The 23,020-nt window shown below is 75.2% G+C and carries 13 protein-coding genes; 6 read left to right on the top strand and 7 right to left on the bottom strand.

Going from position 1 to position 23,020, the window contains the following annotated elements; genetic code table 11:
- The first annotated feature begins 33 nt into the window (after positions 1–33).
- Together eda and AB0G08_RS23865 are read left to right on the top strand one after the other, a co-directional pair.
- Positions 34–699 carry a bifunctional 4-hydroxy-2-oxoglutarate aldolase/2-dehydro-3-deoxy-phosphogluconate aldolase gene (gene eda, locus AB0G08_RS23860; protein ID WP_358091617.1) on the top strand — a complete coding sequence of 222 codons (666 nt, stop codon included), beginning with the start codon at positions 34–36 and terminating at the stop codon, positions 697–699.
- A 3-nt stretch (positions 700–702) separates the two neighbouring features.
- Positions 703–1,797, top strand: a complete 1,095-nt coding sequence (locus tag AB0G08_RS23865) for a sugar kinase (RefSeq protein ID WP_358091619.1) — start codon at positions 703–705, stop codon at positions 1,795–1,797.
- A gap of 126 nt (positions 1,798–1,923) precedes the next feature.
- Here the strand turns inward: AB0G08_RS23865 and AB0G08_RS23870 are convergent, their stop codons facing one another.
- Positions 1,924–2,724 (bottom strand): crotonase/enoyl-CoA hydratase family protein, encoded by an 801-nt coding sequence (locus AB0G08_RS23870; RefSeq protein WP_358091621.1) that lies wholly within the window; start codon positions 2,722–2,724, stop codon positions 1,924–1,926.
- Positions 2,725–2,906: 182 nt separating this feature from the next.
- Here AB0G08_RS23870 and AB0G08_RS23875 point away from each other — a divergent pair, with 182 nt between their 5' ends.
- From AB0G08_RS23875 to AB0G08_RS23885, 3 genes are all read left to right on the top strand, one after another.
- Positions 2,907–4,166, top strand: a complete 1,260-nt coding sequence (locus AB0G08_RS23875; protein ID WP_358091623.1) for an MFS transporter — start codon at positions 2,907–2,909, stop codon at positions 4,164–4,166.
- The gene (locus AB0G08_RS23880) at positions 4,163–15,250 is read left to right on the top strand and encodes a MupA/Atu3671 family FMN-dependent luciferase-like monooxygenase (RefSeq protein ID WP_358091625.1); all 11,088 of its coding nucleotides are present in this window, start codon (positions 4,163–4,165) and stop codon (positions 15,248–15,250) included. Before AB0G08_RS23875 ends, AB0G08_RS23880 begins: the two co-directional genes overlap by 4 nt.
- Before the next feature lie 73 nt (positions 15,251–15,323).
- Complete coding sequence (locus AB0G08_RS23885) at positions 15,324–15,956, top strand: hypothetical protein (RefSeq protein WP_358091627.1); 633 nt, start codon at positions 15,324–15,326, stop codon at positions 15,954–15,956.
- A gap of 210 nt (positions 15,957–16,166) precedes the next feature.
- Here the strand turns inward: AB0G08_RS23885 and AB0G08_RS23890 are convergent, their stop codons facing one another.
- Both AB0G08_RS23890 and AB0G08_RS23895 read right to left on the bottom strand, forming a co-directional pair.
- Positions 16,167–17,312 (bottom strand): endonuclease, encoded by a 1,146-nt coding sequence (locus AB0G08_RS23890; protein WP_358091629.1) that lies wholly within the window; start codon positions 17,310–17,312, stop codon positions 16,167–16,169.
- Positions 17,313–17,462: 150 nt separating this feature from the next.
- On the bottom strand, positions 17,463–17,651 hold the full coding sequence (locus tag AB0G08_RS23895; protein WP_358091631.1) for a hypothetical protein: 189 nt from the start codon (positions 17,649–17,651) through the stop codon (positions 17,463–17,465).
- A 161-nt stretch (positions 17,652–17,812) separates the two neighbouring features.
- On the opposite strand from AB0G08_RS23895, the gene AB0G08_RS23900 reads away from it, so the two are divergent.
- A complete protein-coding gene (locus tag AB0G08_RS23900) occupies positions 17,813–18,895 on the top strand; it encodes a PIN domain-containing protein (protein ID WP_358091633.1) in 1,083 nt (360 codons plus the stop codon).
- 167 nt (positions 18,896–19,062) lie between these two features.
- Here AB0G08_RS23900 and AB0G08_RS23905 read toward each other — a convergent pair whose 3' ends face one another.
- The 4 genes from AB0G08_RS23905 to AB0G08_RS23920 form a co-directional block, all read right to left on the bottom strand.
- Entirely contained in the window at positions 19,063–19,914 is an 852-nt protein-coding gene (locus AB0G08_RS23905) for a S1 family peptidase (protein ID WP_358091635.1), read from the bottom strand.
- A gap of 296 nt (positions 19,915–20,210) precedes the next feature.
- On the bottom strand, positions 20,211–20,726 hold the full coding sequence (locus AB0G08_RS23910; protein ID WP_358091637.1) for a 2'-5' RNA ligase family protein: 516 nt from the start codon (positions 20,724–20,726) through the stop codon (positions 20,211–20,213).
- A 24-nt stretch (positions 20,727–20,750) separates the two neighbouring features.
- Positions 20,751–21,797 (bottom strand): NAD(P)-dependent alcohol dehydrogenase, encoded by a 1,047-nt coding sequence (locus tag AB0G08_RS23915; protein WP_358091639.1) that lies wholly within the window; start codon positions 21,795–21,797, stop codon positions 20,751–20,753.
- A 119-nt stretch (positions 21,798–21,916) separates the two neighbouring features.
- A complete protein-coding gene (locus tag AB0G08_RS23920; protein WP_358091641.1) occupies positions 21,917–22,675 on the bottom strand; it encodes a Pr6Pr family membrane protein in 759 nt (252 codons plus the stop codon).
- Between the last annotated feature and the right edge of the window lie 345 nt (positions 22,676–23,020).

The raw sequence follows: 23,020 nt of genomic DNA on the forward strand, positions 1-23,020 counted from the left end.
GACAGCCCGGTCGACGGCGCTAGGGTCACATATGTGACTGGCGTACAGAAAGATGAACAGAAGAATGCGGTCGTCGCGGCCGTCGGTGCGGCCCGGATCCTGCCGGTCGTAGTGCTGGACGCCGCCCGCGACGCCGCCCCGTTGGCCGACGCGCTCGTCCGGGGCGGGCTGCCCTCGGCCGAGGTGACCTTCCGCACCGACGCCGCGGCCGACGCGATCCGCGTCATGTCCGAGCGACCCGACCTGCTCGTCGGCGCCGGCACCGTGCTGACCCCGGCCCAGGTCGACCGGGCCGTCGAGGCGGGCGCCCGGTTCGTCGTCACCCCCGGTTTCTCCCCGGCGGTCGTCCGGCGCTGCCAGGAGCTGGGCGTGCCCGTCTTCCCCGGCGTCGCCACCGGCACCGAGATCCAGATGGCCCTCGACGCCGGGCTCGACACGGTCAAGTTCTTCCCCGCCGAGCAGCTCGGCGGCGTCGGGATGATCAAGGCGCTCGCCGCGCCGTTCCGCTCGGTGCGGTTCATCCCGACCGGCGGGGTCAACACCGGCAACCTCGCGGACTACCTCGCCCTGCCCGCCGTGCTGGCGGTCGGCGGCACCTGGATGGTCGCCCCCGACCTGATCGCCGCCGGGCGTTGGGACGAGGTCGCCACCCGCACCGCCGCGGCCGTCGAGGCCGCCCGACCCACCGCGGAGGCCTGAGCCGTGCTGTCGATCCGTCCGGCCGGCGAGTGCCGGTACGACCTGGTCTCCCTGGGCGAGATCATGCTGCGGCTCGACCCGGGCGAGGGCCGGGTGCGCACGGCCCGCACCTTCCGCGCCTGGGAGGGCGGCGGCGAGTACAACGTGGCCCGCGGCCTGCGTCGCTGCTTCGGGCTGCGGACCGCCGTGGTCACCGCGTTCGCCGACAACGAGGTGGGCCGGTTGCTGGAGGACCTCGTGCTCCAGGGCGGGGTGGACACCTCACTGGTGACCTGGCTGCCCTACGACGGGGTCGGTCGCGCCGTGCGCAACGGCCTCAACTTCACCGAGCGCGGCTTCGGCGTCCGGGGCGCCGTCGGCACCTCCGACCGCGGCCACAGCGCCGCCAGCCAGCTCCGGGCCGACCAGGTGGACTGGGACCACCTGTTCGGCACGCTGGGGGTGCGGTGGCTGCACACCGGCGGCATCTACGCCGCGCTGTCCGAGACCACCCCGGAGACGATGGAGGCGGCGATGGCCGCCGCCGCCCGGCACGGCACTGTCGTGTCGTACGACCTGAACTACCGGCCCAGCCTCTGGAAGGCGGTCGGCGGGCAGGAGCGGGCGCGGGAGGTCAACCGCCGGCTGGCCCGCTACGTCGACGTGATGATCGGCAACGAGGAGGACTTCACCGCCTCGCTGGGCTTCGAGGTGCCCGACACCGACGCCTCGCTGTCCGAGCTGGAGGTGGCCAACTTCAAGCGGATGATCGAGGCGGCCACCAGGGAGTACGACAACTTCAAGGTCGTCGCCACCACCCTGCGTACCGTGCGCACCGCCACCGTCAACGACTGGGGCGCGATCGCCTGGGCCGACGGGCGGTTCGCCGAGGCGACCCACCGGCCCGGCCTGGAGATCATGGACCGGGTCGGCGGCGGCGACAGCTTCGCCTCCGGCCTGATCTACGGCCTGCTGGAGAAGGGCGACCTGGCCACGGCCGTCGAGTACGGCGCGGCGCACGGCGCCCTGGCGATGACCACGCCCGGCGACACCTCGATGGCCAGCCTCCGCGAGGTCGAGGCGCTCGTCCGGGGCGCCGGAGCGCGCGTCCAGCGCTGAACCGCCGGCGGTCGACCGGCCCGGGAGCGACGCGGCTCCCGGGCCCCGGCGGTGGGCCGCCGCGCGCGACGCCGCCGGCGGGCGGCCGGCTCCGGCGGCGGGGTCGTCACCGCCTGGTCGTCCCGCTCACTCCCCGGTGAAGTGCGGTTCGCGCCGGTCGAGGAAGGCCCGGACCGCCTCGTCGTGGTCCCGGGTCTGGTGCGCCAGCGCCTGCATCGCGGCGGAGAGCTCCAGGATGCTGTCGAGGCTCTGGTGTTGGGCCTCGCGCAGCAGCTTCTTGGCCATCCGTACGGCGTGCGGAGGGTTCGCCGCCACCCGGTCGGCCAGCCGGCGCGCCTCGGTGAGCAGCTCCTCGTGCGGCACGACCCGGGAGACCAGCCCCCACTCGAGGGCGGTCGCCGCGTCGACCCGGTCCCCGGTCAGCGCCATCTCGGCGGCCCGGGCGGCGCCGACGGCGCGGGGCAGCAGCCAGGCGCCGCCGTCGCCGGGGATGATGCCGAGCTTGACGAAGCTCTCCGCGAAGAATGCCCGCTCCGAGGCGATCCGCAGGTCGCACATGAGCGCCAGGTCGCAGCCGGCGCCGACCGCCGCCCCGTTCACCGCCGCGATCAGCGGTACGTCGCACGCGTGCATCGCGCGGGGGATCCGCTGGATGCCGCGGCGGTAGCCGTCGCGCAGCTCGTGCGGGGCGCCGCCGAAGAGGCCGACCCGGTCCGCCATGTCCTTGACGTTGCCGCCAGCGGAGAAGGCGCTGCCGGCGCCGGTCAGGATGACCGCCCGGACCGTCCGGTCGGCGTTGACCGCGTCGACCCGGGCGACCAGCGCGTCGACCACGTCGTCGCCGGAGATGGGGTTGCGGGCCTCCGGCAGGTTGAGCGTCCACGTTTCCACGGGACCGTCCCGCTCGACGAGAACCGGGTCGTCCACGCGCGTCTCCTCGCTGTGCTGCTGATCTGGCCCGCCCCGAAACCAACCACACGCCCGTCCGGCCGGCAAGGCCGGGGTCGGCCGTCCGCCCGCCGCGGTCCTTCGACATATTGAGATGCCTCCACGTGCGATGGCATGATCGGCGCTCCACACACGATCATGACCGGGGCGGATCTCGACAGGTGCGATCAACAGGGGGTCCTTCGGCACGTCCGCTTCGTCTCGTCGTCGCCGCGCACGCCGTCTCCACGTACGGCAGCTTCCTGAACATGGTGGCGCTGGGGCTGTTCGCGCTGGAGATCACGGGCTCCGCCGTGCCCACCGGGATCTTCATGGCCGTCCGCCTGGGCGCCGGCGTCCTGACCGGACCGGTCGCCGGCATGCTGGTCGGCCGGTACCCGCGGGCCAGGCTCATGATCGGCGGCGACCTGCTGGCGGCGGGTGCGCTGGTGCTGCTGGTCGCGGCGCCCTCCGCCGCCCGACCGGCGGTGCTGTTCGCGCTGGCCGTGGTCATCGGCGGGAGCCAGACGCTGTGGGTGGTCGCGCTGCGCAGCGGGTTGCCCGAGCTGGTCGGCCCGGACGACCTGGCCCGGGCCAACGCGAACCTGGTGGCGGCCCGCTCGGTGGCCATGCTGCTGGGCTTCGGCAGCGCGGGGATCCTCGTGACCCTGTTCGGCTACCACGCCGCGTTCCTGCTCGACGCGGCCTCGTTCGCCCTCTCCGCACTGCTGCTGTCCGCGGTGCGCGCCTGGCGCGTGGTGAGCAGCCGCGCCGCCGGGCGGCCCGCCGGGGGTGCTCACCGCGGGTCGGGGCTCCGCCGCCTCCTGCCCTCGATCGCCCCCGTGATCCTGGCCATGATCGCGGTGCGGTCCGCCGACGCGTTCGGGTCCGCCTCGCACAACGTGGGACTCCCGGTGTACGCGAACCTGGCCTGGCCCGACGCCCCCGCCGCGTTCGCCGCCCTGTTCACCACGCCCTGGGCGGTCGGCAGTCTCGCCGCCGGCCGGTGGTGCGCCCGGCGGGCCGCCGGAGCCTCCCGCCCGGGATCGCCGAGGGCCTTCGGCATCGCCACCTGCGCCATGTCGCTGCTGTTCGTGCTCGCCTTCGCGGGGCCCCCGATCTGGGCGGTGGTCGTCCTGGCACTGGCCGCCGGCATGGCGGACGGCTACGCCGAGATCAGCTACACCACCCGGTTGCAGACCGTCGGGTCCTCCCGTCTGCCGCAACTCTTCGGCCTGGCCAGCGCGGCGCAGAACGCGGGGTTCGGCATCGGCATGATCGTCAGCGCCTTCGCGCTCGAACGGCTGTCGCCGCTGCCGGTGGTCGCACTGGCGCACGGCCTGGCGTTCGCCGCCGCCGTCGCCTTCCTCGTCTCGCACGCCCGTTCGTCGGCGCATCGCCCGCACCGACAGCTCACGAAAGAAGCCGAGGTGGCCCCGTGAAGTCCGTGCCGTCCGCCGGTCGCCCCGCCGCCGTCAGCCACGGCGGGGACCTGCCCGGCCCCGTCGGCCATCCCCGCACCCTGGACGAGGCACTGCTGTGGGCCGCCCGGCACCATCCGCGCACGGGCATCCGGATCGTGGATCCCGACGGGCGCGAGGAGTTCGTCGACCACGGGCAGCTGCTCGCCAGGGCGCGTGCGGCGCTGACCGGTCTGCGGGCCCTCGGCCTGGGGCGGGGCTCCTCCGTCGTCCTGCGGATCACCTCGGGCGAGCGGTACTGGTCGACCTTCTTCGGCTGCGTCCTCGGCGGGATCGTGCCGCTCACCGTCGGCGCGCCCACCGGGTACGACGCGGACAACCCCACCGCCGCCGCCCTCGTGCACGCCTGGCGGACGCTGGGGGAGCCCGTGGTGCTGGCCGGGCCGGAGGACCTCGACGCACTGGCCCGGCTGCCGCTGCGGGACCGGGTGGTCGCGGTGCCGGAGCTGATCGCGCCGGCCGCTCCCGACCTTCCCGTCGCTTCCGGACCCGATCCGGAGGTGGTGGCTGGCGCGACGGTCACCGATCCGGAGTCGGTGGCGCTGCTGCAGCTCTCCTCGGGCAGCACCGGCCGGCCGAAGGTGATCCCGCTGACCCACCGGGGGCTCTCGGAGTACGCCGTGGGCGCCCGGACGATGCTCGACATCGGCCCGGGGGACGTCCTGCTCAACTGGCTGCCGCTGGACCACGTCGCCGGCCTGCTCCTCTACCATCTCGGCGGCGTCTTCCTCGGCGCCACGTCCGTGCACGTCGCCACCGAGCGGGTGCTCGACGACCCGCTGCGGTGGCTGGAGCTGATGCGGCGGCACCGGGTCACGCACAGCTGGGCGCCGAACTTCGGCCTGCGGCTGGTGGCAGACGCGGTCGCCCGGGCCCCCGGCCGACCGTGGGACCTCGGCGGGGTGCGCCGCATGGTCAGCGGCGGCGAGCAGTGCCTGCCGGAGACCTTCGAGGCGTTCGTCGCCGCCACCGGGGTGCCGGCGGAGGCGATGACACCGGCCTGGGGCATGTCGGAGACCTGCACCGGGATCACCTTCGCCTCGTTCGCCGAGCCCGGCACCCGCCTCCGGATCCGTACGGCGAGCCTGGGCGGCGACCTGGAGTACGCCGAGGACGACGACCCGGCCGACGTCACCGAGTTCCTCTCCGTCGGGCAGCCCGCACCCGGCGCCACCCTGCGGATCGTCGACGCCGCCGGGACGGTGCTTCCCGAGGGCCGCATCGGCCGGCTCCAGGTCTCGTCGGCGCGGGTCACGCCCGGATACCTCGCCGACCCGGAGGCGACCCGCCTGGCCTTCCCGGACGGCGACGGCTGGCTGGAGACCGGCGACCTCGCCTTCATGCGGGACGGCCGGATCGCCATCACCGGTCGGGCGAAGGACATGATCATCCTCAACGGGCACAACCTGCCCTGCCACGAGGTCGAGCAGGTGGCGGGGGAGGTGGACGGGGTGCGGCGCGGCCTGGTGGCCGCCGTGGGCGTACCGGAGCCCCGCACCGGCACCGAGTCGCTGGCGATCTTCTACGTGCCCGACGACGACGCCGACGCGCCCCGGACCGGGGTGGCCGAGGCGGTGCGGGCGGCGGTGGCCCGACGCTGGCAGGTCGTGCCCGCGCGGGTGCTGTCGCTCGCCGCGGAGCAGTTCCCGCGTACCACCGGCGGGAAGATCCGGCGCGCGGAGCTGGTCCGGCGCTGCCTGGCCGACCGGTCGCCGCAGCGGGAGCAGGACGGGCGGCGCGCGGCCACCGAGGCCCCCGCGGCATCGGCGGCGCGCGCGGCCGGGCCGGGCCGGGCGGAGGTCCGCGCCCTGCTGACCGGCATTCTCGGCGACCTGGTCGGTGACGACGTCGACCCGGCGCGTCCGTTCTACGAGCTCGGCATCGGCTCGGTCGAGATCGTCCGGCTCCGGGCCCGCCTGGAGCGGGCACTGGACCGCCGGGTCCCGCAACCGGTGCTCTTCGCCCACCCGACGGTCGACGCGCTCAGCGCGTACCTCGCCGCCCCGGACGCCACACCGGCGGCGGAGCCCGCCGGCGGACCGGCACGGGACCGACGCATCGCGGTGATCGGCATGGCGGTGCGGTTTCCGGGAGCGCGCACGGTCGACGAGTACTGGGCCAACCTGACCGCCGGAGTGGAGAGCGTCCGCGTCTTCACGCCCGACGAACTCGTCGCGGCCGGAACCCCGCGGGAGACCGTGGACGCCCCCGACTTCGTGGCGGCCAGCGGCGTCCTCGACGACGACGTCGCCGCCTTCGACGCCGGCTTCTTCTCGATCAGCGTCCGGGAGGCGGAGCTGCTCGACCCGCAGCACCGGCTGTTCCTGGAGACCTGCCACCAGGCGTTGGAGGACGCCGGGCACCCGGGTGACGGGCAGGGCCTGCGGACCGGCCTGTACGCCGGCAGCGGAATGAACCTCTACCCGCACCACACCTACCTCCGCCAGCTCGGCGACCGAGCGGGATCCGACGATCCGGCCGACGCCATCGGCGTCGCGCTGGGCAACCAACCGGACTTCCTGGCCACCCGGGTGGCGTACCGGCTGGGACTGACGGGACCGGCGATCAACGTGCAGAACGCCTGCTCGACCTCGCTCGTGGCGGTGCACCTGGCGGTGCGGGCGCTGCTCGACGGCGAGGCCGACCAGGCTGTCGCCGGCGCGGTGGCCGTGCACGTGCCGCAGGTGACGGGCTACCGGCACACCCCGGGATCGATCCTGTCGGCGAGCGGTCGGTGCCGGCCCTTCGACGCCGACGCCGACGGAACGGTCGGCGGCAACGGGGTCGCCGCCGTGGTGCTGAAGCCGCTCGACCGGGCCCTCGCCGACGGGGACCGCGTACACGCGGTGATCATCGGTTCGGCCGTGAACAACGACGGCGCCGGCAAGGTGGGCTTCACCGCGCCCGGGGTGGCCGGCCAGGTCGACGTCGCCCGGCGGGCGCTGGCCGCCGCGCGGATCCCGGCGGAGTCGGTCGGATACGTCGAGGCGCACGGCACGGGCACCGCCCTGGGCGATCCGGTGGAGCACCACGCCCTCGCCGAGGTGTACGCCGGCGGCCGGCCGTTCCTCGGCTCGGTCAAGGCGAACATCGGTCACCTGGACAGCTGCGCGGGCATGGCCGGCCTGGTCAAGGCGATCCTGACCGTGCGTTCCGGCCGGGTCGCCCCGCAGATCAACTTCGGCCGGCCGAATCCGGCGATCGACCTCGCCGCCGGCCCCTTCACGGTGACCACCCGTGCCACCCACTGGCCGGCGGACCTCCGGCCGCGCCGGGCGGCGGTCAGCGCGCTGGGGGTGGGCGGCACCAACGCCCACGTCATCGTCGAGGAGCCGCCCCAGGCGGACCCACGCCGGCCGGACGGGCCGCCGGCCCACCCCGCGCCGGGGTTGCTGCCCCTGTCGGCGGCCGACCCGGCGGCGCTGGTGGAGCTGGCCGTCCGCCACCGCGACCTGCTCCGGAAGGATCCCGGGCTGTCCCTGGCCGACCTGGTCACCAGCGCCGGCCGGCGCAGACGCCACCTCCGGCACCGCCTGGTCGCGCTCGGCGCCTCCGCCGCCGCGCTGGCCGAGGGCCTCGACCGGTACGTCGAGGGCGGCGCGGTGGGCGACGTGCTGGCCGGCCGGACGGAGCCCGGGAACGGCACTCCGGTCGCGCTGGCCTTTCCCGGGCAGGGCGACCGCCGCTGCGTCGTCCTCGAGCTCGCCGACCGGTTCCCGGTCGCCCGGGCCGTGCTGGACGAGGGGGCCGACGCGTACCGCCGGGCGACCGGTGGCGACCTCGTCGCCCGGCTGCGGGAACGCCCCGACGACAGAGGGCTCCCGACGGACGTCGCCCAGCCGGCGCTGGTGGTCACCGCGGTGGCGTTCGCCGAGCTGTGGCGGTCGTGGGGTCTCACGCCGGACGTCGTCCTGGGGCACAGCGTGGGGGAGTACGCCGCCCTGGTCGTGGCCGGCGCGCTGAGCCTGACCGACGCGGTCGGGCTGGCCGCCCACCGGGGCATCCTCATGCGGGACGCGCTGCCAGCCGGCGCGATGCTCGCGGTGCTGGCGGACGAGGCGACGGTCGGTGACCTGCTGCGCGGGTCGGCGGCGGAGATCGCCGCCCGCAACGGGGCGGAACACCACGTGCTCGCGGGCTCGGCCGAGGCCCTGGCGGCGGTCGCCCGGGCAGCCGGCCAGCGTGGCGTGGCGACCCGCCCGCTCCCGGTCGACCGGGCGTTCCACTCGACCGGGGTGGACGCGGTCCTGGACCGGCTCCGCGGGGTGATCGGGGAGGTGGAGTTCGCACCCGTCCGGCTGCCCCTGATCAGCACCCTGGACGGCCGGGTACGCCCGCCCGGCTGGCTGCCGGACGCCGACCACCTGTGCCGGCAGGCGCGCGAGCCGGTCGCCTGGAGCGCCGCCGTGGCCACCCTCGGCGAGCAGGGCGTGCGATCGGTCGTCGAGGCGGGCGCGGACGGGACGCTGACCGGCATCGCCCGCGCCACGGGATCCCACCTGCGGTGGGTGTCGTCGCAGCGTCGTGACACCCCACCGGTCGACGGGCTGTGGCGAGCCGTCGCCGAGCTGTACGTGGCGGGGTTCCCGGTCGACTGGGCCGCGCTCACCGCCGACTGCGGCGGCCGGGCGGTGCCACTGCCGGCCTATCCGTTCCAGCGCCGGCGATTCTGGGTCTCCGCGCCCGTGGCGCCTGCCGCGCCCGCCGTGCCCGCCGCGCCTGCCGCGCCCGGGGTGGCCGCCGCGCCCGGGGTGGCCGGCTCGCCGGTGGCCGCCGAGCCGGAGCCGCCCCGGCCGTCGGCCGGGCACGACGCCGGGGCCGATCACGTGCTCGCACGCATCCGGGCCCTGACGGCCGAACGGCTGGGACTGGACGTGGGTGAGGTCGAGCCGGACCAGACCTTCCTCGGCCTCGGCGCCGACTCGCTGCTCCTGATCACCATGGCCCGGGAGATCGACCGCGCGTTCGGGGTGCGGGTTCCGGTCCGGGACCTTTTCGCCACCGTCGACACCCCCCGCCGGCTCGCCGAGGTGGTGACCCGCGGTGCCCCGGTCGGCGTGCTGCCTCCGACCGCCCCGCCCACCGGCCGACCCGCCGCATCGGCTTCCGTGCCCGCCGCGTCGGCTCCGGTGCCCGCGACGTCGGCTGCCGTGCCCGCCGCGTCGCCTGCCGTACCCGCCGTGTCGGCTGCCGTGCCCGTCGCGTCGCCTGCCGTGCCCGTCGCGTCGGCGGGGCCGCCCGGTCCGGTCGGCGCCCCCCGGGACGTGTCGGCCGACCTCGTCACGATCGTGCACCGCCAACTGGACCTGATGCGCGAGCAGCTCGCCCTCCTCGGCGGCGGCGGGGCGATCACCAGCACCAGCACCGGCGACGGCGGTGCGGCCCCCGTCCCCGAGACGCCGACGCGGCCGGCGCCGGCCCCGTCGGCCGTCGGCACGCCGGACACCGTCGACTTCAGCCTCTACTTCTTCGGCGACTACCCCGACCAGGCCCGGGACGACGCCTACGGGACCATCATCGAGGCCGCCGAGTTCGCCGACACCCACGACTTCCACGCCGTGTGGTTGCCGGAGCGGCACTTCCACTCCTTCGGCGGGCTCTTCCCCAACCCGTCGGTGCTCGCCGCAGCCCTCGCGACCCGGACCCGCCGGCTGCGCCTCAACGCCGGCTCGGTGGTGCTGCCCCTGCACCACCCCGTCCGGGTCGCCGAGGAGTGGTCCATGGTGGACAACCTCTCCGGGGGCCGGGTCGGGCTCGGGTGCGCACCCGGCTGGCACGCCAACGACTTCGTCTTCTACCCGGAGAACTACCGTCGCCACAAGCAGGTGATGTACGACAACCTCGACACCGTACGGCGGCTCTGGCGCGGTGAGTCGATCACCGCGCGGTCGGGCAGCGGGGAGGACGTCGACGTCCGCCTGTTCCCCCGTCCGGTGCAGGCGGAACCGCCGGCCTTCACGGCGATCGTCGGCAACCCGGACAGCTACCGGGAGGCGGCCCGCCACGGCCTCGGCGTGGTCACCAACCTGATGACCCAGGACGTCGCCAGGCTGGCCGAGAACGTCGCGCTGTACCGGCGTACCCGGGCCGAACACGGCCTCGACCCCGCCGCCGGGCGGGTGGTCGTGCTGCTGCACACCTACCTCGGCGACGACGCCGAGCAGGCGCGGGCCATGGCGTTCGAGCCGTTCTGCGCCTACCTGCGCTCCTCGTTGAGCCTGCTCGGGCAGGTGGTCGACAGCCTGGGCATGAACGTCGACCTCGCCGACACCCCCGACGAGGACCTCCGGTTCGTGCTGTCCCGCGCCTACCAGCGGTACTGCGAGCAGCGGGCCCTGATCGGCTCGCCGGAGAGCTGCCGGCCGGTGCTCGACGCGGTCCTCGACGCCGGCGCCGACGAGATCGCCTGCTTCGTCGACTTCGGCCTGCCCGCGCAGGCCGTGCGGGACGGCCTGCCGGTCATCGACGCGCTGCGGCGGGCCACGCCCCGCCGACCGGCCCCGGCTCCGGCTGCGGTCCCGACCCCGGCTGCGGGCCCGGCCCTGGCGGCGGGCCCGGTCCCGGCTACGGGCCCGATGCCGGCTGCCACCGGGGCGGCGGTGCCGGGGGTGCCGGGGGTCGTCGGGATCGGCGCGCCGCCGGCCGTCGAGACCGCGCCGTTGACGCCCGGCCAGCGGCGGCTCTGGCTCATCGAGCAGGCGTACCCGGGCACCCCCGCCTACACGGAGGGAGCGGCCGTGCGGCTGTGCGGCGCGCTCGACCCGGAACTGCTGCGCGGGGCGTTGCAGGACGTCGTGGACCGGCACGCGCCACTGCGCACGACCTACCGCGAGGTCGACGGGCAACCGTGCCAGGTCGTCCGGCCGACGACGGTGGACCTCCCGGTGCGGGAGCACTCCGGCGCCGACGAGGACGCCGTGGTGCGGGCGGCGATGGCCGGGGAGAGCGCGCGGGTGTTCGACCTCGTCGAGGGACCGGTCTTCGCCTTCGAGCTGCTGCGCTTCTCCCCGACACACCACGTGCTGGTGATGTCGTTCCACCACCTGGCCACCGACGGCGGCTCGCACGCGATCCTGACTCGCGAGGTGGGTGCGTGCTACCGGGCCCGTGCGACCGGCACGACGGCCGCGCTGCCCCCGCTACCCGTCACCTACCCGGAACTGGCCCGGGCGCGTGCCCGGTCGGACCGGGAGGGGACGGGCAGGAGCCTGGCGTACTGGCTCGACCTGCTCGACCCGCTGCCGCCCACCCTCGTCCTGCCCTCGGACCGGCAGCGGCCGGCCACCGTCTCGGCCGCCGGTGGGAGTCTCCTCGCGGAACTCCCGGTGGAGTTGACCGAACGGATCCGGCGGCTCGCGCTCGCCGAGCGGGTCACCCCGTTCACCGCCCTGCTCAGCGCGATCGGGGTGGCCCTGTTCCGGCTCAGCGGCCAACCGGACCTGGTGGTCGGCACCGGCATGAGCGGTCGCGACCAGGATTCCGAAGGTCTGATCGGGTTCTTCGTCGACACCGTGCCGCTGCGGCTGGACCTCGCCGGTGACCCCACCTTCCGCGAGCTGCTCGCCCGGATCCAGTACCGCTCGACGGACGCGTACGAACACGCGGATGTCGAGTTCGACGACCTCGTCCGCGCGCTCGCCCCGAACCGGGAGGCCGGTCGCCACCCGCTCTTCGACGTGGTCGTGGAGTACGAGCGCGCCGCCCCGGCGTTCCTGTTCGACCTGCCGGGGGTCACCGCCGAGCCGATCCCGGTGGGCCTGGACAAGGCCCCGGTCGACCTGGTCGTCCACCTGTCGCACGGCGACACCGTGCGCTGCCACGTCGAGTACCGGACCGACGTGTTCGACCGGGCGACGGTGCGCCGGTTGCTGGACTACGTCGAACGGCTGCTCGACCGGGCGACCCGGGAGCCTGACGAGCCGCTGTCCGCTCTGGCGACGTACCTGGACGACTCCGCCGGTCGCCTGCACGGGCCGCGAACCCCCGTCGGCGACGCCCGGCTGCACGAGCTGTTCCTGCGGCAGGCGGCCCGTACCCCGGACGCCGTCGCGGTGGTGTGCGGGACGACCCGGTGGACGTACCGCGAACTGCGGGAGCGGGCCGACCTGCTCGCCCGCCGGATCGCCGCGGCGGGCGTCGTGCCCGACGACCTCGTCGCGGTGCTCCTGCCGCGCCGACCGGAGCTGATCGCCGCCCAGCTCGCCGTGCTGATCGCCGGCGCGGGCTTCCTCCCCCTCGACCCACGGCTGCCCGCCGCGCGGGTGGCCGCCCTCCTCGCCGACAGTGGCGTCCGGCTGCTGGTCACCACGGGGGACGTGGAGCCGCCGACGGACGCGCTCTGCCTGCGGGTCGAGGATCCGGGTGACCCGCACCTGCCGGCTCCGGACCGGGTGCCGGCGGCGGAGCAGGTGGCCTGGTGCGTGCACACGTCCGGCTCGACCGGGCGGCCGAAGGGCGTCCTGGTGCCGCACCGGGCCGCCGTGGACACCGTCGACTGGCACGTGCGGGCCCTCGCCCTCACCGAGGCCGACACCGTCGGTCACGCGCTCGGACTCGGCTTCGACGCGAACCTCGCCGAGATCCATCCGGCGCTCGCCGCCGGCGCCACCGTGCATCTCGTACCGGAAGAGGCGCGGGCCGACCCCGCGGCGCTCGTCGAGGAGTGGGCCCGCGGGGGCGTCACGGTGGCGTTCCTGCCGGCGCCGCTCGCCGAACTGGTCTTCGCCCTTCCGCTGCCGGCCCGCGCCCCACGCACCCTCGTCGTGGGCGGCAGCCAGCTCCGGCGCCGACCGCCCGCCGGCTTCCCGGCCGAGGTGATCAACGCCTACGGTCCGACCGAGAGCAGCATCGTCACCACGGCGGGCCCGGTGCGGCCGGGGGACCCGGGGCCGGTCGACATCGGCGTCCCGGTCGACAACCGTCGCCTGTACCTGCTGGACGACACGGGCCTGCCGGTGCCACGGGGGGCGGTCGGGGAGCTGTACGTGGGTGGGGCCGGCGTGGCCCGCGGCTACCTCGACCGGCCCGCGGCGACCGCCGCCGCCTTCCTGCCCGACCCCGGTCTGCCCGGGGCGCGGGTCTACCGCACCGGGGACCTGGTCCGGGAACGTGGCGACGGGACCCTCGAATTCGTCGGCCGGGTGGACGACCAGGTCAAGATCGGCGGACAGCGGACCGAGCCCGGCGAGTCCGCCGCGCAGCTGGCTCTGCTGCCCGGGGTGCGCCAGGCCACCGTCGTCGCCCGGTACGACCGGGGCGACGAGCCGTACCTCGCCGCGTACGTCGTGGCGGACGACGACGGGGGACCGGCGGCGACCCGGCCCGACCGACTTGCCGCCGCGCTGGCCGAGCGGCTCCCCGCACACCTCGTGCCCCGGGCCTGGGTGCTGCTGGACGCCCTGCCCACCACGGACAACGGCAAGGTGGACCGGTCCCGGCTGCCGGCACCCGCCGTGACCGGCGCCGACGACCGGCCCCGTACCGACCTGGAGCAGCTCGTGCACGATGCCTGGTGCGCCGAGCTCGGGCCCGCCCGGCTGCCCGTGGACGTCCCCTTCCTCGCCGCGGGCGGTCACTCCCTGGCGGCCGTGCGGCTGGCGAACCGGCTCACCGACCTGCTGGACGTGCGGGTCGGCACGCACCGGGTGCTGGGCAGCCCGGGCATCCGGGCGATGGCGCGGGACCTGTCCGTGGACGGCGGGGCGGAGATCGCGGACCGCGACCCGGCCCCGGGCGACGTCGTGGACCGCGACCGGGCCCCGGGCGACGTCGTGGACCGGGCGCCGGCGACCTACCAGCAGGAACTGATGTGGCACCGGCAGCGGCAGGCCCCCGACCCGTCGGCCGCGCACATGGCGGTACGGGTGACCCTCACCGGTCGGCTCGACGTGCCGGCCCTGGAACGGGCGGTCGACGGCCTGGTCGCCCGGCACGAGGCGCTGCGCACCCGCCTGGTGCAACGCGACGGTGAGCTGGTCCAGGAGGTGCTCGCGGCGCGGCCGGGGAGGCTGCCGGTGCGCGACCTCGCCGCCGACGAGGTCGAGCGGTGGTGCGTGCGGACCGGCCGCGAGCCCTTCCCGGACGACACGAGACGGTGGCTACGGGCCCGGCTGGCGCGGCTGGGCGACGACGCCTGGGTGCTGATGTTCGTCGTGCACCACCTCTGCGGCGATGGCTGGTCGATGCTCCAGCTGCTCGACGAGCTGGGCAGGGGCTACGCCGCCGAGGCCGGCCCCGGCGCGGCCCCCGCCGCGCCCACGGCACGCTACGTCGACTACGCGCGCCGGCAACGGGCGGCCGTCGTCTCGCCGGCCGTCCTGCGGTACTGGCGGGACCAGCTCGCCGGATCGCCCCGCGCGCTGTCGCTGGCGACCGACCGCCCTCGGCCGGCGCGGCTCTCCGGTCGGGGCAGCGAGTTCACCTTCGACGTCCCGGGCGAGCTGACCGACCGCCTGACTGGCCTCGCCGAGCGCTGCGGCACGACCCTGTTCCCCGTCCTGGCCAGCGGGTACGCGCTGCTCCTGCGCGAACTCGCCGGCGTCGGCGACGTGCTGCTCGCCTGCCCGTACGCCCACCGCGACAACCGCGAGGACGAGTCGGTCGTGGGCCTGTTCACCAGCCCGCTGCTGCTGCGGCCACCGCTGGACCGCGCGGCGTCCCTTCCGGAGTTGGTGGCCGGCACGGCCCAGGCGTTCCTCGACGCGATCCGGCACCAGCCGGCGCCCCTGGCCGAGGTCTACGCGGCCCTCGACCCGGCCTGGCGGGTCGGCATGCCGCCGCCGGTCGCCACGATGCTGTTCGGCTGGAATCCGGGCATGCCGGAGGTGCGGCTGCCGGGGATCGTGGCGCGCGCCACCGACCAGGGGCTCGACTGCGCGCGCCGTGACTACGCCACGATCCTCACCCCGCACGAGGGCGGCCTGCGGGGCGTCGTGGAGTACTCGACGGACCTGTTCGACCGGGCGACGGTGGCGGCCTGGTGCGACCGCTTCGTCGCCATCCTCGTCGCGGCCGCCGACGAGGGGACGGGCCAGGCGGGGCCCTGACAGCCGGCCCACCCGGGCCGCCGGGCGCGGTCGGGTCAGCGCGGGGCGCGGCCGTGCCCCTACGATGCGACGTATGGCGCTGCTGCACCGGGCGAAGATGCACCCCACGAAGTTCGCACTCCTGGCGGCGTGGCTGCCTGGCCGGCCGTGGTACCAGGGGCCGGCCGACGGCGACGTCGAGCGCGTGGCGGCCTACCGGTTCGACGACCCGGCCGGCGCCGTCGGCGTGGAGACGCTGCTCCTCCGGGCCGGCGACGGGCCGATTTACCAGGTCCCGCTCACCTACCGCGACGCACCCCTGGACGGCGGCGACGACTGGCTCGTCGGCACCACCGAGCACTCCGTGCTCGGCCGCCGCTGGGTCTACGACGCGTGCGCGGATCCCGTCTACGCCGCGACGCTGGCGGCGGCCGTCCTCGCCGACGCCGGGCAGGCGGAGGAGTACTTCGAGGTCGACGGTCGGCGGGAGCACCGCGAGCCGACGATGGCCATCGCCGGCAGCGGCACCCGGGGCGCCGCCGTCCCGCCCGTCGGCGCGGTGCGCCGCGTGGTGGAGGACGACCTCACCCTCATCGTCACCGATTCCGTGGAACTGGCCGTCGTGCGCCGCCTCGACGGCGGCACCGCGTCGGACGGCGCGGTGCTGACCGGCACGTGGAGCGGCCAGCCGAGCCCGCTGCCGCTGGCGTACGCCCGCCTTCGCTGAGCGGCGCACCACGCCCCGGCCCCGTCCCTCCCGCCGATCCTGCGTGGGCGCGGGAAGTGGCGGCACCCGGCCTGCGGAGCCGAAGAGCCTGCCGTTCGTCCCGGAGCCGCCGGGCCGCCCCGTGGCGGCCGCCTGGTCGGCCGGCTGACCTGCACCGCGAGGCGCGGCCGGCCCCCGGGCGAGGGGACCGGCCGCGTGGGGCGGGGCGGGTCAGCCCCAGATGGCGCCCGCCCACTCCGGGTGGTCGACGAACGGGTTCCGGTTGCCCTGCCAGCGCTCGTAGATCCGCTGGTTGCGGCGCTTCTCGAACGCGTCCGGCGGGTCGGCCTGGTTCCACTGGAGCAGCACCGACATCCGGCCGTGGTACGGGGCGGTGCCGTTGTTGACCGACTGGTTCAGCTCCAGGTTGGGCCAGCCGTCGGTGCCCTCGTACCGGATCGCCATGTACATGATCATGCGGGCCACGTCGCCCTTGACCGCGTTGCGCGGCTCCCACGAGTCGGCGTCGGTGTAGCAGCCCGGCGCCTCGGCGACGGGGCTGCCGCCGTTGTCGAAGTCCTTGCTGCCCCGCGTCGAGTTGACCGAGACGTCGGTCGGCCGCAGGTGGTGGACGTCGGTGCCCGGACCGGTCGCGGTGCCGAAGTCGCCGTGCGACTTGGCCCAGACGTGCTCGCGGTTCCAGTCGTCGACGCCGCCGCCGTTGCTGGTCTTGCTCTGCGACCGCCCGGTGTAGAGCAGGATGACGTTGTTGCTGTTGGCCGGGTCCTGGTCGGTGTCCCGCAGCGCCTCCCACACCTGGTCGTAGGAGAGCTTCGTCTGCACCTTGATGATGGAGTGCAGCGAACTGCGCAGGGCCGAGCCGGACTTGCCGATCGCGTTGGCGTAGTAGGTGGAGTCGTACCCGCCGCCGGGCGCGGTGGTGGTGGGGAGCGGCGTCGGTGACTGGCTCGGCGAGGGCGCGGTGCCGCCGAGGGTCATCGCCGTCGGGTTCTTCAGGCCGCCGTGGCTGAAGTAGGCGGTCAACGTGCCGGTGGCGGTGATCCGCTGGCCCCGCAGCCCCGGGTTGGTGAGCAGCCCGAACGTGCTGCGGTAGGCGGTGGTGACCTGGACGTAGAGCATCCTGCTCGTGCCGGTCTCGGCCGCCGTGTCGGCGATCGCGATCGCGGTGTCCGAGGTGAAGCCGGACCTGAGCACCGTCGTGCTGCTGGTCGGCTGGCCGATGACGTAGCCGGTCACGGTGGCCGTCCGACCGTCCTGCGCGGCGAGCGCCTGGGCCACGGTCAGGGTGGTGGCGGCCGACGCCGCCGCCGTCACCGCCACGGGCGCCACCAGCACGACGGCCAGCGCGAACGCCATCGCCAGCCTTCTGGGCCCCGAGCGGGTACTGCTCCTCATATTCATGAGCAGCGATGTTAGCGGTGCGGGCGTGAACACCGGGAGAGCGGGAGCGCAACTTTCGGCGGGCCGGGTGTATACGTCCGCGCCACGTGGACGCGTCGGAGCAGACTACCGGGGCGACGGGCCGGCGCGCAGGTAGGTGAGGGCCGCCCCGACGACGAGCAGCCCGACGGCGAGCACCCCGGCGATCGGGACGGTGCTGAGCAGGTAGGCCAGCGCGCGCCACGGCCACGCGGAGAGCAGGTATCCGGGCCGGCGCAGCGCCTCGGCCAGGCACAGGGGGCGAGCTGTCGTCATGCCGCTGACGCTAACCGTGGCCGACCCGCCGACCCAGCCGTCTGGACGTAGTCTCCGGGTAGGGCCAGCACCACCCGGCCGACCGGCGGCCCGGCGGACACTCCACCGGGCCGCGGCGGACCGGGACGGCGCGGCGCCTGGCCGGGGGTAGGCTGACCTGCGTGGATCACGAAGACCGCATCGCCCTGTTCCTCGACTACGAGAACCTCGCGCTGGGGGCACGCGACCACCTCGGCGGCGTGGCCTTCGACTTCCGTCCCATCGCCGACGCCCTCGCCGAGCGCGGCCGGGTGGTGGTGCGCCGGGCGTACGCGGACTGGTCGTACTTCGACGAGGACCGGCGGATGCTGACCCGGTCGCACGTCGAGCTCATCGAGATTCCCCAGCGGATGGGCGCCTCGCGCAAGAACGCCGCCGACATCAAGATGGCCGTCGACGCGGTGGAGCTGGCCTTCGAGCGCGGGTACATCTCGACCTTCGTGATCTGCACCGGCGACAGCGACTTCACCCCGCTGGTCCACAAGCTCCGCGAGCTGAACAAGCGCGTCATCGGCGTGGGCGTGGAGAACTCGACCTCGGCGCTGCTGCCCCCCGCGTGCGACGAGTTCCTCTACTACGACCGGTTGGAGGGCGTCGACATCCCGCCCGCCCGGGTCCGGCGGGGCCGCCCGGCCCGGCTGCCCAGCCCCGACGTGCCGCGGGTGGAGCAGGAGCCCGAGCCCGAGCCGCAGGCGGCGGCCGAGGAGGCCGCCCGGGACGTCGACACGCTCGCCGTGCTCGTGGCCCAGACCGTCGCCGGCCTGCAGGGCAGTTCCAGCGGCGAGGTGACCGCCTCGACGTTGAAGCGCACCCTGCTGCGCAAGGACCCGACGTTCAGCGAGTCCGACTACGGGTTCCGCACCTTCGGGGAGCTTCTGCGGCACCTCGCCGGGCACAACGTGATCGAGCTGGCGGAGGGCCCCGCCAAGGGCGACCCCGAGGTCTCCCTGCCCGAGCACGGTGACCGGGAGGTGGCGTTCGGGCTGCTCGGCTCGGTGGTGACGGACCTCGCCGGCGACGAGGGCGCGGTGGCCCTCTCCGGCCTCAAGAACCAGCTGCGCCGGGCGCGGCCCGACTTCAGCGAGAAGAAACTGGGCTACCGCAGCTTCCTCCAGTTCTGCAAGGCGGCGGCCACCAGCGGGGTGGTCGACCTGCGGTGGAGCCCCGAGGCCGACGACTACCTCCTCACCCCCCGGGCCGCCTGACCATCCTTCGTCGGTGCCGGAGGCGTTGTTCGGCCTCTCCACCTTCGCTGTCCCTCCCTAACCCAGCGTCGCTTCGTCGAGGGCATCGTCGTCAGCGGGTCGCAAGGGCTGACCCGGCCGTGCCCGGCCCGGCCCGTCGCGCGGGGTCGGGCCGGGCACCTGGTCGGTCAGGGGATGGTCAGGCCGTACGCGGCGAGGATCTCGGTGATCGGCTGGTAGTAGGTGGTGCCGCCGGTGGTGCAGTTGCCGCTGCCCCCGGAGAGGATGCCGAGGACGATGCCGGTGGCGGGCACGTAGAGCGGCCCGCCGCTGTCGCCCGGCTCGGCGCAGATGTTGGTCCGGATCAGGCCGCTGACGGCGCCGCCGGCGAAGTTCACGGTCACGTTGAGCGCGGTGACCGTGCCGCAGCGCACCCCGGTCGTGGAACCGCTGCGACAGACCGTCTGGCCGACGTAGGCGTTGCCGGCGCCGTTGATCGTGAGCAGGCCGGGGTAGGTGTAGACGGCGCTGGGGTGGGGGACCGAGCCGGTGTAGCGGACCAGCCCGTAGTCGTTGCCGGGGAAGCTGCTGCCCGCCCGGGTGCCGAGGACGACGGTCTGCCCGCCGTCGGCGTACCAGGTGGAGGTGCTCGCGGTGCAGTGGCCGGCGGTGACGAAGTAGTAGGTGGTGCCCCGGCGGACGTTGGCGCCGAGGGAGCACCGTCCACTCCCGCCGTAGATCGCCTGCCCGCCGGCGATGAGCAGGCGCAGCTCACCCGGCTCGCGGCGGAGCACCGCCCCGGCCCGGGCGGCGGTCGCCCGCAGCGCGGCCAGGTCCCGGTCGGAGACGGTGTCGTCGACGGTGAGGGTCATCCGGCCGGTGGCGGGGTCGAGCCCCCAGGCGGTGCCGGCGGTGCGGACCTGCGCGAGCGTGGCCGCGGCGTGGGCGGCGTCGGCCTGGTCGGGGGCGGCGTGGGCGGGCGCCGGCAGGCCGAGCAGCAGCGCGGCGAGCAGGAGCAGGGCGAGCGGGAGACGACGCATCGAACCTCCATAGATTCGTTTCTGTCGATTCCCTAGAGGATCCACCCTGCGGACGGGCGCGGACAAGCGGCGGACCGTACTCTGCCGCCCACGCCGCGCCGCGCGACGGTCGCGGCGCGCCGCCCAGGCCCGCCCCCTGCCGCGGCGCGCAGCGCGAAGCGCGGTCCGTGGCGGTCGCCTCGGCCGTCTCCGGTGCCAGGGATGAGCAGGTCGGGGGTGTCACGCGGCGCGCGAGGCGGCGAGCACGGCGGGCAGGGCCGCGGCGAGGAGGCGCCAGACGGCGAGCGGGGCACCGGCTACGGCAACGGGTGGGAGATGCCCCGGGCGTGGTCGGTGACCGCCGCGCCGACCACGGTCGCCTCCAGCGGCAGCACCTCCAGGCAGCGGCGTACGGCGGCGGCCATCAACGCGTTCGGCACCCGCATCGACAGCGTGCAGTGCGGCACCCACCGCCCCGGCTGGTAGTGCTCGACCAGCCCGATCCCCGCCTCGGCCAGCCGGCCGTGCACCCGGGCGTGGTGCGCGAGCAGTTCGACGGTGGGGGTCGGGCCCAGCCACAGCACCCGGCCGACGAACTGCCCGGCGTGCTCGAAGCTCAGCCGCAACGGCGCGGCCACCACCGTCCCGCGCAGCGCCGCCGCGACCCGCTCCGGATCGAGACGGGGCGCGACGGCGAGCGAGACGTGCGGCCGGTGGCGCTGCTCCAGCAGCGACCGCATGCTCTGCACGCCCTCGGACTCGAGCGCGTCCCAGAGCACCCGGATCCGCCGGGTGGCGTCGGTGTCGAGGTAGAGCTCCAGCGCCGCGACCACATGATCATCGTAGGGGCGCGACGGTCACGGCACGACGACGGCCCGGCCCTCCAGCGTGCCGTCGCGCATCTTCCGGTACGCGACGACCGCCTCCTCCAGCGAGAAGGTGCTGGCCTTCGGCTTCACCAGGCCCCGGGCACCCAGTTCGAGCACCTCCATGAGCTCCGGTCGGCTGCCCCAGTACGTGGTCTGGATGCTCACCTCGTACGGCACCGAGAAGAAGCCCACCGGCAGCGTGCCCCCGCCGATGCCGACGATGGTGAGGTCGCCGACGGTGCGGGCGGCGGCGACGCCGAGCGCGAGCGTGGGGTCGGCGCCGACGAAGTCCAGGACCACGTCGGCGCCCCGGCCGCCGGTGGCCTGGCGGATCTCCTGGGCGGTGTCCTCGCCGGAGAGCATGGTGAGGTCGGCGCCGCACTCCTCGCCGAGCTTCAGCGCCTCCTCGCGGGTGTCCACAGCGATCACCCGGGCCGCGGTGGTGGCCTTGAGGATCTGCACGCCGACGTGCCCCAGCCCGCCCACGCCGATCACCACGGCGGTGCTGGTCGGGCCGAGTTTCGCCCAGGAACGGCGGATCGCGTGGTACGGGGTGAGCCCCGCGTCGGTCAGCGGCGCCGCCAGCACCGGGTCGAGCCCGTCGGGCAGCGGCACGACCTGCCGGGCCTGCGGCACCAGCATGTACTCGGCCATGCCGCCGTCCAGGCCGAGGCCACCACCCCCGCCGGGCACCGGCGCCTCGGCGACGTTCTCGCAGTACGGGTCGATCCCCACCCGGCAGCGGGCACAGGTGCCGCAGCCCCACGGCCCGTACACGGCCACCGGCTGGCCCACCGTCAGCCCGGTCACCCCGTCGCCGAGGGCGTGCACCCAGCCGGCGTTCTCGTGCCCGAGGGTGAACGGCGGGTTCCAGGGCACCGTGCCGGCCTCGAAGTCGTGCATCAGGTGCAGGTCGGAGTGGCAGGCGCCGGCACCGCCGATCTTCACCACCACCTGACCCGGGCCCGGGGTCGGCTCGTCGACCTCGACCAGCTCGGGCTCCGACTTCCAGTTCGGCAACCGCAGTGCGCGCATGACGCCTCCCGTTCCCCCGCTTCCGGTCCACCTGCCGGCTGCCCGTTCAGCGACGGCCCAAACGGCCGGGCGCGGAGCCCCGGCTCACCCCTTCCGGGCGAGCCAGCAAGGGACGGCCGTCACGGCAGGGCCGTCGCGTCGGGCCGGGCGGCGTCGGAGGTGGGCGCGGTCGCTGGAGCGCCTCGGGCGGGGGCGGTCGACGGGGCGGCCGGCGCGGCGGCGGCATGCTGCGCGGCGGGGTGAGCGGCCCTCGCCCGGCGGCCCAGGGTCCGGTCGACGGCGACGAAGAGCAGGCCCAGCAGCCAGAACGCGGCGGCGAAGAAGACCGCGCTGACGGCCACCCCGGCGTAGCCCAACTCGCCCGCGTCGATGAACGGGTACGGGTACCGGTCCACCACCAGCCCACGGAGCAGGGCGAAGCCGAGGTATCCGAGGGGGAACGCCAGCCACCAGGCCGCGTAGCGCGGGCGCAGCCGGCCCCGGCGGTCGAACAGCGCCCAGTCCGCCACGGCCAGCAGCGGCACGACGGTGTGCAGGAACTGGTTGCCCAGCGCATCGGGAAGCGTGCGGTCCGGCTGCGGCATGGCGAACGGGCTCGCCGGGTTGGCCAACACCAGGTGGTAGACCACGCCGGTGATGGTGATGTAGAGCGTGACCGCGCCCTTGAGCGCCGAGGGCGGCTCGGGCCGGTCCTGCCAGGCCCGCCAGGCGGCGTAGCCGGCGAAGATCCCGACGGCGACGTTGCTCTGGATGGTGAAGTACGGCAGCAGGCCGGTGACCGTGGTGGGACCGATCGCGGTGAGCACGATCCCGGCCAGCACGCTGATCACGATCGCCAGGCGGAAGACCACCGCCACGCGTCGACGCCGCAGACTCATCGGGGCAAGCTACCAGCCGCCTCCGCCGAGATCACCGGCCGACGGACGCAGGCTGCGCCGCGCCGGAAGCCCGGACAGGCTCGCCGCCGACCACCGCGTGGCCGTCGACCACCGCGCCGCCGTGGCGGGGTGCGACGGCGGGGTGCGCCTGCCCATGGCGGGCCGGGCGGCCAGCCCGTCTCCCCGCCAACAGCGCGCCGCCGTGGCGGGGCGCGACGGCAGTGCGCGCCTGCCCGCGGCGGGCCGCGCGTGCGGATCCTGGTCTACCTGCCGGTGATGCTGCCGCCGGCCTCGGCGCTCTTCCTGTTCAAGTTCTACGCGTACGACCCCAGCGACGCGGGACTC

Source organism: Micromonospora sp. NPDC023644, from assembly GCF_040640115.1.
In the GTDB taxonomy this organism is placed as follows: domain Bacteria; phylum Actinomycetota; class Actinomycetes; order Mycobacteriales; family Micromonosporaceae; genus Micromonospora.

Coding starts and splice junctions, on each gene's coding strand:
- AB0G08_RS23885 (WP_358091627.1), top strand. CDS start 15,324: ATGGCGCTGCTGCACCGGGCGAAGATGCACCCCACGAAGTTCGCACTC.
- AB0G08_RS23890 (WP_358091629.1), bottom strand. CDS start 17,312: ATGGCGTTCGCGCTGGCCGTCGTGCTGGTGGCGCCCGTGGCGGTGACG.
- AB0G08_RS23895 (WP_358091631.1), bottom strand. CDS start 17,651: ATGACGACAGCTCGCCCCCTGTGCCTGGCCGAGGCGCTGCGCCGGCCC.
- AB0G08_RS23905 (WP_358091635.1), bottom strand. CDS start 19,914: ATGCGTCGTCTCCCGCTCGCCCTGCTCCTGCTCGCCGCGCTGCTGCTC.
- AB0G08_RS23915 (WP_358091639.1), bottom strand. CDS start 21,797: ATGCGCGCACTGCGGTTGCCGAACTGGAAGTCGGAGCCCGAGCTGGTC.
- AB0G08_RS23920 (WP_358091641.1), bottom strand. CDS start 22,675: ATGAGTCTGCGGCGTCGACGCGTGGCGGTGGTCTTCCGCCTGGCGATC.